The sequence below is a fragment of the Pseudomonas sp. JC1203 genome (assembly GCF_056175065.1).
The window spans coordinates 1-13,218 of sequence record NZ_JBWCAM010000028.1 but is presented as its reverse complement, the minus strand read 5'-3'; the positions used below and the strand labels follow the sequence as shown (position 1 = coordinate 13,218).

Annotated in this window: 13 protein-coding genes; 9 read left to right on the top strand and 4 right to left on the bottom strand. The window is 66.6% G+C overall.

Going from position 1 to position 13,218, the window contains the following annotated elements:
- Positions 1 to 52: 52 nt before the first annotated feature.
- A complete protein-coding gene (locus AC0SZ7_RS29380; RefSeq protein WP_475507489.1) occupies positions 53 to 1,213 on the top strand; it encodes an MFS transporter in 1,161 nt (386 codons plus the stop codon).
- Here AC0SZ7_RS29380 and AC0SZ7_RS29375 read toward each other — a convergent pair whose 3' ends face one another.
- Complete coding sequence (locus AC0SZ7_RS29375; RefSeq protein WP_475507488.1) at positions 1,214 to 2,263, bottom strand: FUSC family protein; 1,050 nt, start codon at positions 2,261 to 2,263, stop codon at positions 1,214 to 1,216.
- Positions 2,264 to 2,811: 548 nt separating this feature from the next.
- Here AC0SZ7_RS29375 and AC0SZ7_RS29370 point away from each other — a divergent pair.
- Positions 2,812 to 3,183: a BRO-N domain-containing protein gene (locus AC0SZ7_RS29370; protein WP_475507487.1), complete on the top strand. Its 372-nt coding sequence runs from the start codon at positions 2,812 to 2,814 to the stop codon at positions 3,181 to 3,183.
- Positions 3,184 to 3,387: 204 nt separating this feature from the next.
- Entirely contained in the window at positions 3,388 to 4,314 is a 927-nt protein-coding gene (locus AC0SZ7_RS29365) for a LysR family transcriptional regulator (RefSeq protein ID WP_475507486.1), read from the top strand.
- On the opposite strand, the gene AC0SZ7_RS29360 is transcribed toward AC0SZ7_RS29365, so the two are convergent.
- The 3 genes from AC0SZ7_RS29360 to AC0SZ7_RS29350 all read right to left on the bottom strand — a co-directional run bounded on the left by AC0SZ7_RS29360 (position 4,305) and on the right by AC0SZ7_RS29350 (position 7,178).
- Positions 4,305 to 4,748 carry a GlcG/HbpS family heme-binding protein gene (locus tag AC0SZ7_RS29360; protein ID WP_475507485.1) on the bottom strand — a complete coding sequence of 148 codons (444 nt, stop codon included), beginning with the start codon at positions 4,746 to 4,748 and terminating at the stop codon, positions 4,305 to 4,307. The genes AC0SZ7_RS29365 and AC0SZ7_RS29360 overlap by 10 nt on opposite strands.
- A complete protein-coding gene (locus tag AC0SZ7_RS29355) occupies positions 4,745 to 6,094 on the bottom strand; it encodes a metal-dependent hydrolase family protein (protein ID WP_475507484.1) in 1,350 nt (449 codons plus the stop codon). Before AC0SZ7_RS29355 ends, AC0SZ7_RS29360 begins: the two co-directional genes overlap by 4 nt.
- A 160-nt stretch (positions 6,095 to 6,254) precedes the next feature.
- Positions 6,255 to 7,178: a LysR substrate-binding domain-containing protein gene (locus tag AC0SZ7_RS29350; RefSeq protein WP_473002340.1), complete on the bottom strand. Its 924-nt coding sequence runs from the start codon at positions 7,176 to 7,178 to the stop codon at positions 6,255 to 6,257.
- A 224-nt stretch (positions 7,179 to 7,402) separates the two neighbouring features.
- Between AC0SZ7_RS29350 and AC0SZ7_RS29345 the strand changes: the two genes are divergently transcribed.
- The 6 genes from AC0SZ7_RS29345 to AC0SZ7_RS29320 all read left to right on the top strand — a co-directional run.
- A complete protein-coding gene (locus AC0SZ7_RS29345) occupies positions 7,403 to 8,341 on the top strand; it encodes a VOC family protein (RefSeq protein ID WP_475507483.1) in 939 nt (312 codons plus the stop codon).
- Positions 8,342 to 8,344: 3 nt separating this feature from the next.
- Positions 8,345 to 8,677 (top strand): Rieske (2Fe-2S) protein, encoded by a 333-nt coding sequence (locus tag AC0SZ7_RS29340; RefSeq protein WP_475507482.1) that lies wholly within the window; start codon positions 8,345 to 8,347, stop codon positions 8,675 to 8,677.
- 108 nt (positions 8,678 to 8,785) lie between these two features.
- Positions 8,786 to 9,793 carry a fumarylacetoacetate hydrolase family protein gene (locus AC0SZ7_RS29335; RefSeq protein ID WP_475507481.1) on the top strand — a complete coding sequence of 336 codons (1,008 nt, stop codon included), beginning with the start codon at positions 8,786 to 8,788 and terminating at the stop codon, positions 9,791 to 9,793.
- Positions 9,794 to 9,827: 34 nt separating this feature from the next.
- On the top strand, positions 9,828 to 10,958 hold the full coding sequence (locus tag AC0SZ7_RS29330; RefSeq protein ID WP_475507480.1) for an FAD-dependent oxidoreductase: 1,131 nt from the start codon (positions 9,828 to 9,830) through the stop codon (positions 10,956 to 10,958).
- A gap of 78 nt (positions 10,959 to 11,036) precedes the next feature.
- Positions 11,037 to 12,710: a DUF1302 domain-containing protein gene (locus AC0SZ7_RS29325; protein ID WP_475507479.1), complete on the top strand. Its 1,674-nt coding sequence runs from the start codon at positions 11,037 to 11,039 to the stop codon at positions 12,708 to 12,710.
- A gap of 24 nt (positions 12,711 to 12,734) precedes the next feature.
- Positions 12,735 to 13,218, top strand: a 484-nt coding sequence (locus AC0SZ7_RS29320; protein ID WP_475507698.1) for a DUF1329 domain-containing protein, incomplete at its 3' end; no start/stop codon positions are given.

Sequence of the window (13,218 nt, the reverse complement as noted above, 5' to 3'; positions counted from 1 at the left end):
TCAAATGCTACTGGCGAGTATGTTTTCGCCCCTGTGACCTGGAGGTCCACCCATGAAGTTGATCCTGTTCGCCCTGGCCCTGGCGGCCTTCGCCATCGGCACCACAGAGTTTGCGCCCATGGGCCTGCTGCCGGTGATCGCCGATGGCGTGCACGTGTCCATTCCCACCGCCGGGTTGCTGATCAGCGCCTACGCCATTGGCGTGATGGTGGGGGCACCGCTGATGACCCTGCTGCTGGCACCGTACCGGCGCAAGGCCGCGCTGTTGCTGCTGATGGCGATTTTCACCGTCGGCAACCTGCTCTCGGCGGTGGCGCCGGGCTACGACCTGCTGGTGCTGTCGCGGGTGGTCACAAGCCTGGCGCACGGGGCGTTCTTCGGCATCGGTTCGGTGGTGGCGGCCAGCCTGGTGCCGGCCGAGAAGCGCGCCAGCGCCGTGGCCACCATGTTCCTCGGCCTGACCATCGCCAACATCGGCGGGGTACCGGCGGCCACCTGGCTGGGGCAGAACATCGGCTGGCGCATGGCGTTCGCCGCTACCGCAGGGCTGGGCGCGCTGTCCATGCTGGGCCTGGCGCTGTGGCTGCCACGCGGTGAGAGCGGCCAGAAGCCTGACGTGCGCCGCGAGCTGCAGGTACTGGTGCGCGGCGACGTGCTGCGGGCCTTGCTGACCACGGTGCTGGGTGCCGGCGCGATGTTCACCCTGTACACCTACATCGCCGCGGTGATGCAGGACCTGATCCACGCCACACCGACCTTCGTGACCCTGTTGCTGGTCATGATTGGGATCGGTTTCACCGCGGGCAATTATATCGCCGGCAAGCTCGCTCACCGTTCGCTGGAAGGCACGCTGATCGGCGTTCTGCTGGTGATGGCGGCACTGATGCTGGGCATGCCCGCGCTGCTGCAAGGGCAGGTGAGTGCGGTGCTGGTGATGGTGGTATGGGGCGCGTCGGCCTTCGGGCTGGTGCCGCTGGTGCAGGCGCGGGTGATGCAGTCCGCCCACGACGCGCCAGGGCTGGCGTCGTCGGTCAACATTGGCGCGTTCAACCTCGGCAATGGCCTGGGGGCTGCCTTGGGTGGCGGCGTGTTGGCCCTGGGCCTGGGCTACCAATGGGTAGCCCCGGCGGGTGGCGTGCTGGCGCTGGCGGGGCTGTTGCTGGTGGGTTACAACCACTTCCGCGCGCCCGCCCAAGTGGCGCAGCAGGCCTGACTACAGGTTCCAGCGCTTGGACGTCTTGTCCAGGCGCTGGCGCATGGCTTCAAGGTTGGTGGCCAGTTGCAGGGTCAGCAGGCGGAAGCCCTGGGCGTCCTGGCTGGCCGGCACCACGGCGTGCTCGATCTCGGCGCCGCGCTCGGCCTTGCGGGTGAGGCGGTCGGTGGCGCCGGTTTCCAGGGCGCGGGCCATGGCAATCAGCTGACGGTTGATTTGCCGGTGCTCGGGGTGCAGCCAGGCGTGCCAGTCGCTGTGGTCCTTGGGGCGCAGGTTGGACAGCAGCTCCAGGGTGCTGAGGCACAGGCGGAATTGGCCTTGTATTACCTCAAGCTCGGTGAGCGGAATGCGCACCTCCTTGGACACCGACGGCATCAGCGAGCGCAGCTGTACCATGATGCTGTTGAGTTGCGCGGCCAGCTTCACGTGCTCGTCGTCGGTCACCGAATGGCCGTTGAGAATGCGCCCGTAGGCCTTGGCGCAGCCGCGCAGGCCCTTGGCCAGGCTGAAACGCCACGAGTACACCGCGTACAGCGGGATGGCGAAGGAAAACGCCAGCGCCAGCACGATGCCGATCAGAATATCCACCAGCCGCCACAGGCCATCGCTGATGGGATTGTCGCCATGCCCGGCGACAATGAACACGGTAATCGCCGACAACAGCGCGATATAGCCGCCCTTGCCGATGGCGTGGTAGGCGAAGAACCCGCACACCGTGGACATCGCCACGTACGTCAGCCACTGCTCGTGCAGGTAGCTTTGCTGCAGCACCAGCGCCAGGCCGATGGCTGCGCCGATCAGCGTGCCGTAGGCGCGCTCCAGCGACTTGCGGCCAATATTGCCCTGGTGCTGCAGCCCGCCGATCACGATCAGCAGCGTCACCGAGGCCCATTCGCCATGGGGCAGGCTGAGCCCTGTGGTCAGCAAGATGGACGCCAGCAAGCCCACCGCCACGCGGCCGGCGTGGATGTAGCGGGCGTACAGGTAGCGGCGGTGCGGGTCGAGCAGGGGGCGCAGGAACGGTAAGCGGCTGGGGCGCAGTGCCTTCATGGGGGTCCGTGTAGGGCGGTGGGTCGGGGCGCCCATTATGCACCCTTGGCGCACGATTGGGTCCACCGCAAACCCCGTAGCAGCGGCCGGAGGCCGCGTCCGGGGCCCCGCGTTCCACCTGTTACACCGCTGACGCAGTCTTCGGCAGCTGCTACGCCGGGGTCGACACAACCCTTAACACTCCTTTGATTGCCACTTCCCAGGTGCACCCTTACCCTGCGCACCGTCTCCGAAGCCTCGGGGATCAGGTTTGACGACCTGCGCGGAACACTGCAGCACCATACCGCTCGTTTCAGGCCCCTTCGCCTGAGATAAGTGTTATGGCAGCTGCGTGTGGGAGACCTTCGGGTCTGCCGGTTCCGCCCGGTTCGTCAACCTGCACGTAGCTGCCACCCCAAAACTCAACAACCGTGGCAGCCCTTCACCCGCAAGAAGCCTTCGCCATGGATGCACTCGTCGCCACCACCTTTTTCCGCCACCAACTCCCGCTGCGCGCGCTGATGATCGAAGACCAACCCTAGCTGTGCCTGCACGACCTGGGCCGGCTGATGGGCGTGCATTTCGTGGAACGGCGCATCCGCCGCCTGGACGCAGACCAGCACCGCGAGTCATGGGTGCAGGTGGAAGGCGCGTGGAGCAAGCGCCTGCTGGTGAGCGAGACCGGCGCGGTGACCTTGATCATGCACAGCCAGATGCCGGAGAACTGTGCGCTGCGCCAGTGGCTCACGCTGGAGGTGGTGCCCACGCTGCGCTGCAGCGCGCCGGGCGCGGTGCCGGCGGTGACGGCCATGTGCACGCAAGGTGGGCAGGTGAAGGTGTTGTATTGGCAGGATGAGCCGTGGGTTCGGTTGCGTGACATGCCCGATGTGCTGCCCCTTAGCCGGCCGCAGAAAGCCCCGTGGTGGCGGGTGTGGACCTGACCCCGACTGTGGGAGCGGGCTCTGCCCGCGAAGAATACACCGCAGAGTGTCTGGCTTATCACGTCGTTCTTTTCGCGGGCAGAGCCCGCTCCCACGCGAAAAGGGGTATCGATTTTGGCAATACCTGGCCTCCGCCCATCTCGATTGGTTCGCTAGCACACCCCTTCGCTAAGGTATCCGCTGGCCTAAAACCCGGGATGCCCCATGCGCTACCAACGTCTCGACCTCAACCTGCTGGTGGCCCTCGAAGCGCTGCTCAGCGAATGCAACGTCACCCGCGCCGCCGAGCGGCTGAGCCTGGGGCAGTCGGCCACCAGTTCGGCCCTGGGCCGGCTGCGCGAACACTTCAACGACCCGCTGCTGGTGGCCGTGGGGCGGCGGCTGGAACCCACGGCGCGGGCGCGGGCGCTGTTGCCCAAGGTGCGCGAGGCGCTGGCGCTGACCCGCGAGGTGATCGAAGCGCCTGCCGCGTTCGACCCCGGCAGCTGCCAGCGGCGTTTCACGGTGGTGGCCTCGGATTACGTGGCGGCGGTGCTGATGCCGGCGGTCAGCCGAGTGCTGGCGCAGGTGGCGCCGCAGGTGCGCCTGGCCCTGCGCGACCTGCCGCTGCCGCGCGGCGGTGACGTGGTCAGCGAGGCGCTGGACTACCGCCGCAGCGACTGCGTGATTGTGCCCCAGCGCCGGCTCAACAGTGACTACCCCCATGCGCCGCTGCTGGTGGACCAGTGGTGCTGCATTGTCTGCGCCCAGTCGGTGCATGCCCAGGGTTTGAGCCTTACCGCCTACCGCCAGGCGGAGCACGTGGTGCGCGAGTTCGCCGACGGCCGCACTCTGGGCATGGACGCGGCGTTCCTGGCCGAGCAGGGCATCGAGCGCAAAGTGGGCATCACCGTGGAAAGCTTTGCGCTGGTACCCGCGTTCGTGGCCGGCAGCCAGCGCGTGGCCACGCTGTTTCGGCGCCAGGCCGAGCCGTTTGCCAGCGCCCATGGCGTGAAAGTGGTGCCAGCGCCGCTGGCGTTCCCCCAGGCGTTGCAGGTGCTGCAGTGGCACCCTTATCAGCAGGACGACCCGGCCCTGGCTTGGTTCCGCGGCCTGCTGGTGGCGCAGGCCGCGGCGCTGGGTCAGGCCTGAGCGTCGCCGGTGTCGGCCAACAGGCCCGCGCTGTCGATGGCGGCCAGGGCGCAGCGTTCATCGTTGTCGGAGGTGTCGCCGCTGATGCCGATGGCACCCAGCAGCACGCCGTGGGCGTTGCGTATCAGCACGCCGCCGGCCACCGGAACCACCTCGCCGCCGGTGAGGCTGTTGATGGCGTCGAAGAACGCCGGCATGGCCTGGGCGCGGCGCGCCAGTTCGCGCCCGCCCAAGCCCATGCCCAGGCAGCCGCGGGCCTTGCCGGTGGCGATTTGTGGGCGCAGGAAGCTGGCCTGTTCGTGGCGCAGCACGGCCAGCGGGTGGCCGGCGGCGTCCAGCACGGCAGCGGCGAGGGGGCGCAAGCCCAGTTCGCGGCCGCTGGCAATGGCCTGGCTGGCAATCAGGGTGGCGGTGTGCAGGTCGAGGTAGTTCATACGGTCCATTTCCCCAGTTGGGCGACGCGGTCACGGGTGTACAGGTCGGTCCACTTCAGCGAGTTGAAGTCCGAGACCTGCTTGGGGTTGTAGGGGCTGCGCGACAGGTTCACCGGCTGGCCACCCTTGTACACGGCCTTGAAGCGGCTGCGGTCCTGCAGCAGGCGGATGTCGTCCAGCGGCGAGCCGTCCAGCACCAGGAAGTCAGCCTGCTTGCCCACCTCAAGCGTGCCCAGGGTGTTGCCCTTGGGCATGCAGCGCGAACCCACGTTGGTGGCGGCGAACAGCGCCTCGGCAGGGGTGAAGCCCAGGCGCGTGACCAGCAGTTCCAGTTCGCGTGCATGCCACTCGCCGTATGGCGTGACGGCAAAGCCCGAATCGCTGCCGCAGGCGAACGGAATGCCCGCCGCCTTGGCGCGCTTGAGCACCGCCGAGCCCATCTCCAGGGTGCGCGCGCAGTAGCCGGCGTAGCCGGTGGTGATGGCCGGGTCGTGGGGCTGGCAGAAGTCCACGGTGTTCTGCGGGAAGGTCATGGTCGGCGCCAGGATGCTGCCTGATTGCAGCAGCGCCTCGATGCAGTCGTCGTCCATGTAGAAAGCGTGGAACACCAGGTCCACCCCGGCCTTGGCGGCATACAGCACGGCTTCGCGGCCATAGGCGTGGGTAGCCACCTTGCAGCCCAGGCGGTGGGCCTCGTCGACCATCTCTTTGGTTTCATCGGCGGTGAAGGCGGCGATGATCGAGCCGTCGGGGCGGCGGTGGGTGCCGTCCATGGCGATCTTGATCAGGTCGACGCCGTCCTTGGCCTGGGTGCGGATTTCGGCGATGGCTTCGCTGCGGCTGGTGACCAGGCGCGCGGTGAAGAACTCCGGCGCGCCGACGCGGCTGGGGAACCAGTCGTTGAGGCTTTGGCGGTTGGTGATGACCCGGCTGCTGGCGGCCACGCGCGGGCCTTCGAACAACCCGGCGTTGATGGCGTTGCGCACCGAGATGCTCAACTGGCCGCTGTCACCGGGGCAGACCATGCTGGTGACGCCGGCGGCCAGCACGTGCTGGGCGAAGAACATGCCGCGCAGGGCGCGGAATTCGTCGCTGGTCCACAGGTCGATGTCTTCCTCGCTTTGCGCGTTGCCGAACGCAAGGTGGGTGTGCACGTCCACCAGCCCCGGCATCACGAAATGCGTGCCGGCGTCCACCAGGGTATCGCCTGGCTGCGGGGCGGGCGCCTGGCTGGTGGGGCCGACGTAGGTCAGCACGCCGTCTTTGGCGATCAGCGTCTGCTGGGTGCGGGGGGCCAGGCTGGTGCTGTCGAACAGGGTCTTGCAGTGCAGGTGAAGGGCGCTCATCGGGGCGGCTCGCTGTTGTTATGAGTATGGGGCGAGGCTAGCGAGCCTGGGGGGCGTGGGGAAACAGATTGGGTTGATGGCCAGGTATTGAGCGGTTCAATACCTGGGTTGCCGTGGGGTTTTCGGACGCGGCCTGGCGGCCGCTGCTACGGGGCGTGCGTCACGCCGCCAGCGGCTGCTCCAACCCCTGGATAATCCCGCCAATCTGCTCCCGCAACCAGCGGTGCATCGGGTCGCCGTCCATGGTGCGGTGCCACAGCATGAACTCGCGCATCAGCGGGATTTTCACCGGCGTGGGCAAGATGCGCAGCGGCAGGTGTTTGGCGTACAACCGCGCCAGGCGGCCGTGCATGGTGGCCACGCGCTGGGTGCCGATGATCAGCTGGGGCAGGGTGTTGAAGTCGTTGGTGATGACTTCCAGGCGGCGGCTGACGCCGTACTGGTTCATGAACCACTCCTCGATGCTCATGTGCCGGGTGCGGCCGAAGCCCACCGACACATGGCCCAGGTTGATGTACTGCTCCAGGGTCAGGCTGTCGCCGACCTGGGTGTTGCCGTTCCACACGGCGCACACGTGTTCTTCCTCGAACAGCAGCTGGGAAGGGTGGTCTTCGAGCACGTAGCGCTCGGGCACGATCATCAGGTCCACCTCGCCGCGCACCAGCAGTTCGCTGGAGTTGTCACCCGGGCCGAGCATTTCGAAGGTGATGAACGGCGCTTCCTGGCTGATTTTCTCGATCACCTGGGCCAGCAGCACGCTGATCAGGTAGTCGGAGGTCACCAGGCGGAAGTGGCGTTTGCTGGTGGACGGGTCGAAGGCCGGCTTGCTGGTGATGGACGAGCGAATTTTCAGCAGCACGTCACGTACTGGCTCCATCAGTTCCAGGGCATAGGGCGTGGGTTGCATCTTGCGCCCCACCTGCACCAAAAGTTCGTCTTCGAAATAGCTGCGCAGGCGCCCCAGCACGCCGCTGGTGGCGGACTGGGTCATGTGCAGGCGCTCGGCGGCGCGGGTGATGTTTTGCTCCTCGAGCAGGATGTCGAGGGCGACCAACAGGTTCAAGTCCAGGTGGTTGAAGCGCATGGCTTGTGCTCACGGTTTCTTGTAGTTGTTTTCTCGATACCTTCGCGGCAAACCATCAGCGCGTCAAGCCTGGCCACAGGTATCGCGAACGCCGATACATGCCATCCCCACACACGATTAGTAAGCTGCCAAGGCCGGCGCCACTCTGTGCCGCATCCCGGGCTGCCGGGCATGCCACCGGCCGCCGAGCGCGGCCCAATCATAATTTCAATGGAGTGGTCTGCATGAATATCCTTGGCCTTGATGCCGTGGTTTTTGGCGTCGACGACGTGCCCGCCTGCACCGCTTGCCTCACCGACTACGGCCTGGTGCCGGTAGGCGTCAGCGAGCAGGGCGGGCGCTTTGAAGCGTTGGACGGCACGGCGGTGGTGATCCGCCGCTTTGACGACCCGACGCTGCCGGCGGCCATCGGCCCGGCGCCGTCGCTGCGCGAAACCGTGTACGGGGTGGCCAGCGCCGCCGACCTGGATGCCATCGAAGACGAACTGGGCCGCGACCGCGCGGTGCACAAGGACGCCGATGGCACCCTGCACAGCGTCGACGACATGGGCTTTGCCATCGCCTTCCAGCTCAGCGTGCGGCGCCCCTACAACGCCAGCGCCGACCTCACCAACGCCCCTGGCAGCGCGCCGCAGCGGCCGCTGAACCAGATCGGCATCAGCCCCGACATGCCCGCCGCGCCGCGCAGCCTGTCCCACGTGGTGTATTTCGTGCCCGATTCCGCCAAGGCCGAGGCGTTCTACCACCGGCTGGGCTTCCGCACCACTGACCGTTTCGTCGGCGTGGGGCCGTTCATGCGCCCGGCAGGTTCCGACGACCACCACAGTTTGTTCATGATCCAGACCCCGCCGCACATGAAGGGCTGCGAGCACTTCACCTTCCACCTGGGCAGCGGCACCGAAGTGCTGCTGGCCGGCACCCGCTTCGCCGCCAAGGGCTGGACCAGCTTCTGGGGCCCGGGCCGCCACCTGCTGGGCTCCAACTGGTTCTGGTACTTCAACAGCCCGCTGGGCTGCCACATCGAGTACGACGCCGACATGGACAAGCACGACGACGAATGGGCCGCGCGCCAGGCGCCAATGTCCGCCGACAACTCGCAGCTGTTCCTGTTTGCCGGCCGCGAGAAATGGGCGCCGGGCGGCCCGCCAGCCAAGCAGGGCTGAGCCATGGCCATTGCCCTGTGCCCGGCCGGCCAGTTGCTGGAAGGCCAGGCCCGCGGCTTCGACCCGCACGGGGCGGGCAGCGACACCGTATTTGCCCTGCGCCACGCAGGCGTGGTGCGGGTGTACCGCAACAGCTGCCCGCACCTGGACGTGCCGCTGGAGTACCGCAAGGACCGCTACCTGTCCGCCGATGGCCAGCGAATCATCTGCTATGCGCATGGCGCGCAGTTCGCTCCGCACAGCGGCGAATGCCTGCATGGGCCGTGCCGGGGCTTGCATCTGGAGGCCCTGGCGCACCGCATCGAAGACGGTTGGCTGATGCTTGAACAATTTTGAAAACGTGGGCGGCCAGGTATCGCGATCGGCGATACATCGCATCCGAACATGCGATTAGTCAAATCCCTGGCCAGCCCCGAAGCTCATTGCACGACCTTGGAGACAATAATGACTCATCCATCGATCGAAACACCGTTTGCCCTGGGCACCTTTTCCGCTGCCGGCAGCCCGCGCTTCGCAGGCCTTGTGGTCGCCGACCGAGTGATTGCCGTGGCTGCCCTGGCGCACCTGGCCGAACTGCGCGGCGCCCACAGCGTGCTGGGCCTGCTGGAACACTGGGAGCACAACTTCGCCCAACTCGACCGCCTGGCCCGGCAATTGGCCGCCGACCCGCAGGGCCTGCAGTTCCTCACGCTTGACCAGGTGCAGTACCACGCACCGGTGGACCTGCCGCGGCAGATCTTCTGCTCGGGTGCCAACTACCACAAGCACGTGGTGGACCTGATCGTCGACGACCCGCAGTTCGAAACCGACGGCATGGACAACACCCAGCGCCGCGCCTACGCCGTGGAACTGATGAACAAGCGCGCCCGCGACGGCAAGCCGTTCGTGTTCAACAAGGTGGCCTCCAGCGTTACCGGGCCGTTCGACCCGATCATCATTCCGGCTGGCAGCAAGAAGCCTGACTGGGAGCTGGAACTGGGTGTGGTCATCGGCAAGCCGGCACGCCGCGTCAGCCGCGAAAATGCCCTGGACCACGTGGCCGGCTACGTGGTGGTCAACGACCTCACCGAGCGCACCAAGGTGTTCCGCCCCGACATCCCGCAAATGGGCATGGACTGGCTGAGCAGCAAGAACGCGCCGACCTTCCTGCCCATGGGCCCGTACCTGGTACCTGCCGCCTACGTCGGCAACCCCCAGGAGCTGCAACTGACCCTGCGCCTGAACGGCCAGGTAATGCAGGACGAAAGCACCGCCGACATGATTTTCGACGTGGCGCGCATCATCGAATTCATTTCCCAGAGCGTGCAACTGCTGCCCGGCGACCTGATCTGCAGCGGCTCGCCCTCGGGCAATGGCACCCACTACAACCGCTTCCTGCAAGCCGGTGACCTGATGGAAGGCACCATCGCCAAGCTGGGCACCCAGCGCAACCCCTGCGTCGACGAACGCTGACAGCACGCCAACAAGAACAAGACGGAGCATAACCATGACAGCAGTGAGCAAAGTCCTGATAGTGGGCGGTGGCATCGGCGGCCTGTGCGCGGCCATCGCCCTGCGCCGCAAGGGCATCGACGTCGACCTGGTGGAACTGAAGGCGCAGTGGACGGTGTACGGCGTGGGCATCATCCAGCAGTGCAACGTGGTGCGCGAGATGGCTCGGCTGGGCGTGCTCGACGGCTACCTGGGCGCGGCGTTCCCGTTCGAGGACGTGGCCCTTTACAACGCCTGCGGCCACACCTTGGCGCGCATTCCCGGGCAGCGCCTGGCCGGCCCGCAGTACCCGGCCAACGTCGGTATTTCGCGCCTGGCGCTGCACCAGGTGCTGAGCACCACCGCAGTGGAGCTGGGCACGCGCATTCGCCTGGGCACCAGCGTCGAGGCGCTGGTGCAGGACGCCGAAGGGGTCGACGTGACGTTCACCGATGCAAGCCAGGGCCGCTATGACCTGGTGGTGGGCGCCGACGGCCTGTTCTCCAAGGTGCGCACCCTGCTGTTCGGCGACACCTACACGCCGCGCCACACCGGCCAGTCGGTATGGCGCCACAACTTCAAGCGCGACCCGGCCATCGACCACCTGGCCAACTACCTGGGCCCGGACGGTAACGCCGGCCTGTGCCCGCTGGCCGACGACCTGATGTACCTGTACCTCACCAGCTACGAACCGGGCAACCCGTGGATGGACAGCGCCACCCTGGCCACCGAGATGCGCAAGCGCCTGGGCGCCTTTACCGGCCTGATCGGTGAGCTGCGCGAGCAAATCACCGACAGCAGCCAGGTGGTCTACAAGCCCATGGAAGTGGTGTTCGTCAGCGAGCCTTGGTACCGCGGCCGCGTGCTGCTGATCGGCGACGCTGCCCACGCCACCACGCCGCACCTGGGGCAGGGCGCCGGCATGGCCATCGAGGACGCCGTGGTGCTGGGCGAGCTGCTGGGTGCACAGGGCGGGCAAGGTGTCGACGCCTTGCTGCAGCAATTCATGCAGCGCCGTTATGAGCGCTGCAAGTTCATCAGCGAAAGCTCGATCCTGGCCGGCGACAAGGAAATCGAGCACGACCACGGCTTTGACCGCGTGGGGCTGGTGCGCAAGATGCTGGCGTTGACCGCCGAAGAGATCTGACCGCCGCCTTGTGACACGACCGCGCCCCACGCTGGGCGCGGCGAACCTGATAACAAGAACAACAGATGAGGTTTTCCCATGGTACGTCTGCACTTAACCGTGCCGCACCGCGCGCACCCGCCGTTCGCCTTGAGCCTGATGATGTTCGGCCTGCTGGCGGGCAACGCCCAGGCCTTTCAGTTCGACAGCGGCAACCCCGACATCAGCACCCGCTGGGACAACACCCTGAAGTACAGCGCCGCCTGGCGCACCGAGGGCCGCAGCGACAAGCTCACCACCGGCGCCGCCGCGGTGAACAGTGACGACGGCGACCGCAACTTCAGCGGCGGCATGATCTCCGACCGCCTGGACCTGCTGTCCGAGTTCGACATCAGCTACAAGAACGTCGGCGCCCGGGTGAGCGGCGCGGCCTGGTACGACGATGTCTACAACAAGAGCAACGACAACAACTCGCCGGGCACCAACAACAGCACCTCGGTGGACTACGACCACTTCACCGACCAGACCCGTAAGCTGCACGGCCGCGAGGGCGAGATTCTCGACGCCTTCATCTACGGCAAGGCCGACTGGGGCGACATGCCGGTGTCCGGGCGTATCGGCCAGTACGCCATGCAGTGGGGCGAAAGCCTGTTCTACGGCATGAACGGCATCGCCGGCGGCATGGCCCCCATCGACGTGGTCAAGGGCCTGTCGGTGCCCAACACCCAGTTCAAGGAACTGATTCGGCCGGTGCGGCAGGTGTCCGGGCAGTTCCAGCTGACCCCGGACGTGTCGGTGGGCGCTTACTACCAGTTCGAGTGGGAGGCCAACCGCTTGCCAGCGGCCGGTAGCTACTTCTCCAGCTTCGACAGCATCGGCAGCGGCAACGAGCGCCTGTTCGCAGGCGACGCAGTGATACCCGGCGGCCAGCCGCTGGCGTTCTACAGCGGCGGCAACAAGAACGCCCAGGACTCCGGGCAGGGCGGTGTGCAGATCAAGTGGCGCACCGAAACCGTGGACTATGGCGTGTACGCCATCCGCTTCCATGACAAGAGCCCGCAGCTGCTGGTGCGCCCGGACTTCGCCAACCTCAACCCGGTCACCGGCCAGGCCGGCGAGTACTACTGGGTATACCCCGAAGGCATCGAGGCGTTGGGCGCAAGCTTCTCCACCACCGTCGACCAGTTCAACATCGCGGGCGAGCTGTCCACCCGCTGGCACCAGCCGCTGGCCTCCACCAACCAGCGCACGCTGCTGGCCGGTGAAAGCATTTCCAACGACGCCGACGACGCCCTGTACGCCACCGGCCACACCCTGCACGCCAACCTGTCGTGGCTGGCCAGCTTCGGGCCGACGTTCGTGGCGCTGGAGTCGAGCTTTATCGGCGAGCTGGCGTGGAACCGCACCCTCAGCGTCACCCGCAACCCCGACGCCGTGGACCCCAACGCCACCCGCGACGCCTGGAGTGTGCGCACCGTGTACGAGCCCATGTACCGGCAGTTCTTCCCAGGCATGGACGTGAGCATTCCCGTGGGCATCAGCTACACCCATGGCGCCTCCGAGGCGCTGGGCACGCAGTTTGGCAGCAACCGCGGCGGTGACATGAACATCGGTATCAAGGGCAACTACCTCAACACCTGGAACCTGGGCCTGACCTACACCCACTACTACGGGCCGGCCAACACCTTTCTCGATGAAAACAACAACTACACCTTCGAACAGTCGCTAAAGGACCGGGATTTCGTGGCCTTCAGCGTCAGCCGTACTTTCTGAACCGAGGATCAGTCGATGAAACCCATGACCTTGCTGCTTACTGCCCTGGCGTCGTCGTTGCTGCTGGCCCAGGGCGTGATGGCCGCCGTTCCCGCCAGCGAAGCCGACACCCTGAAGACCACCCTCACGCCCCTGGGCGCCACCCGCGCCGGCAACGCCGACAACAGCATCCCGGCCTGGAACGGCGGCCTGACCCAGGCCGACCCGGCCTACAAAGACGGTGGCAAGCGCGGCGACCCCTTCGCCACGGAAAAGCCACTGTTCACCATCACCGCGCAGAACGCCGCCCAGTACGCCGACAAGCTCTCGGCCGGCACCCTGGCGATGTTGAAGAAATACCCCGGCAGCTACCACCTCGACGTGTACCCCACGCACCGCACCGCCGCCGCGCCGCAAGCGGTGTACGACGCCACCTACAAGAACGCCATCAACGGCACGCTGGTGGACGGCGCCGCCGGCCCCATGCCGCAGAACGCCCAGGGCGGTATTCCGTTCCCGATTCCGAAGA

What these genes read in the sequence shown, in the direction of transcription:
- AC0SZ7_RS29380 (WP_475507489.1), top strand. Translation starts at nt 53, where the DNA reads ATGAAGTTGATCCTGTTCGCCCTGGCCCTGGCGGCCTTCGCCATCGGC.
- AC0SZ7_RS29375 (WP_475507488.1), bottom strand. Translation starts at nt 2,263, where the DNA reads ATGAAGGCACTGCGCCCCAGCCGCTTACCGTTCCTGCGCCCCCTGCTC.
- AC0SZ7_RS29370 (WP_475507487.1), top strand. Translation starts at nt 2,812, where the DNA reads ATGGGCGTGCATTTCGTGGAACGGCGCATCCGCCGCCTGGACGCAGAC.
- AC0SZ7_RS29365 (WP_475507486.1), top strand. Translation starts at nt 3,388, where the DNA reads ATGCGCTACCAACGTCTCGACCTCAACCTGCTGGTGGCCCTCGAAGCG.
- AC0SZ7_RS29360 (WP_475507485.1), bottom strand. Translation starts at nt 4,748, where the DNA reads ATGAACTACCTCGACCTGCACACCGCCACCCTGATTGCCAGCCAGGCC.
- AC0SZ7_RS29355 (WP_475507484.1), bottom strand. Translation starts at nt 6,094, where the DNA reads ATGAGCGCCCTTCACCTGCACTGCAAGACCCTGTTCGACAGCACCAGC.
- AC0SZ7_RS29350 (WP_473002340.1), bottom strand. Translation starts at nt 7,178, where the DNA reads ATGCGCTTCAACCACCTGGACTTGAACCTGTTGGTCGCCCTCGACATC.
- AC0SZ7_RS29345 (WP_475507483.1), top strand. Translation starts at nt 7,403, where the DNA reads ATGAATATCCTTGGCCTTGATGCCGTGGTTTTTGGCGTCGACGACGTG.
- AC0SZ7_RS29340 (WP_475507482.1), top strand. Translation starts at nt 8,345, where the DNA reads ATGGCCATTGCCCTGTGCCCGGCCGGCCAGTTGCTGGAAGGCCAGGCC.
- AC0SZ7_RS29335 (WP_475507481.1), top strand. Translation starts at nt 8,786, where the DNA reads ATGACTCATCCATCGATCGAAACACCGTTTGCCCTGGGCACCTTTTCC.
- AC0SZ7_RS29330 (WP_475507480.1), top strand. Translation starts at nt 9,828, where the DNA reads ATGACAGCAGTGAGCAAAGTCCTGATAGTGGGCGGTGGCATCGGCGGC.
- AC0SZ7_RS29325 (WP_475507479.1), top strand. Translation starts at nt 11,037, where the DNA reads ATGGTACGTCTGCACTTAACCGTGCCGCACCGCGCGCACCCGCCGTTC.